This window comes from Gordonia sp. C13 (assembly GCF_023218005.1).
Lineage (GTDB): Bacteria > Actinomycetota > Actinomycetes > Mycobacteriales > Mycobacteriaceae > Gordonia > Gordonia namibiensis.
Genome location: NZ_JALPSY010000073.1, coordinates 1 through 668 on the forward strand (window position 1 = coordinate 1; position 668 = coordinate 668).

Genomic DNA, 668 nt, shown 5'->3' on the forward strand with positions numbered 1-668 from the left:
ACTTCACAAGTTCGAGAGCCTCCGACAGACCCGGGGCGGTTCAGGCGCTCGCTGTGGCTATGAGGCGCAGACAGCGCTTGTGCTATTGCTCCATGTCAGCCGCCCGTCGCGCAGGACGACGATGTCGTCGGCGATATCGGTGACCCGGGGGTCGTGGGTGATGAGGAGGGTGGATTTGCCGGCGGCGAGGCGTCGAAGCGGTGCGAGGACGCGTTGGGCGGTGTCGTGGTCGAGTCCTGCGGTCGGTTCGTCGAGCACGAGGACGGGGGTGTCGCGAAGGATCGCCCGTGCGATAGCAATTCGTTGGCGCTGGCCGCCGGACAGGGTGAGGCCGTCTTCCTCGAGTGTCGTGTCGTAGCCGTCGGGGAGCTCGTTGATGAACGAATCGGCATCGGCGGCTGTTGCGGCACTGATGATCTCGGCCCGGCTGGCGTCCGGGCGACCGTAGGCGATGTTGGCCGCGACAGTGGCGGCCTTGATGACGGGCTGCTGGGGTAGCAGTGTGACGTGGTCGCGAATTGATGCTGCAGTGAGGTTCGTATAGTCCGAATCGCCGAGGGTGATCGTGCCGGCGTCGGGGCGATCGAACCGGCACAGCAGTGATGCCAGCGTCGATTTGCCCGCGCCGCTGGGGCCGACGAGCGCCGTGATCCGTCCCGGGCGCAGGT

1 protein-coding gene is annotated in these 668 nt (G+C 66.6%); it reads right to left on the bottom strand.

All coding sequences use genetic code 11. The features are described 5' to 3' along the window. Nucleotides 1–57: 57 nt before the first annotated feature. On the bottom strand, nt 58–668 hold a 611-nt coding region (locus M1L58_RS23275; protein ID WP_248660630.1), incomplete at its 5' end, for an ATP-binding cassette domain-containing protein.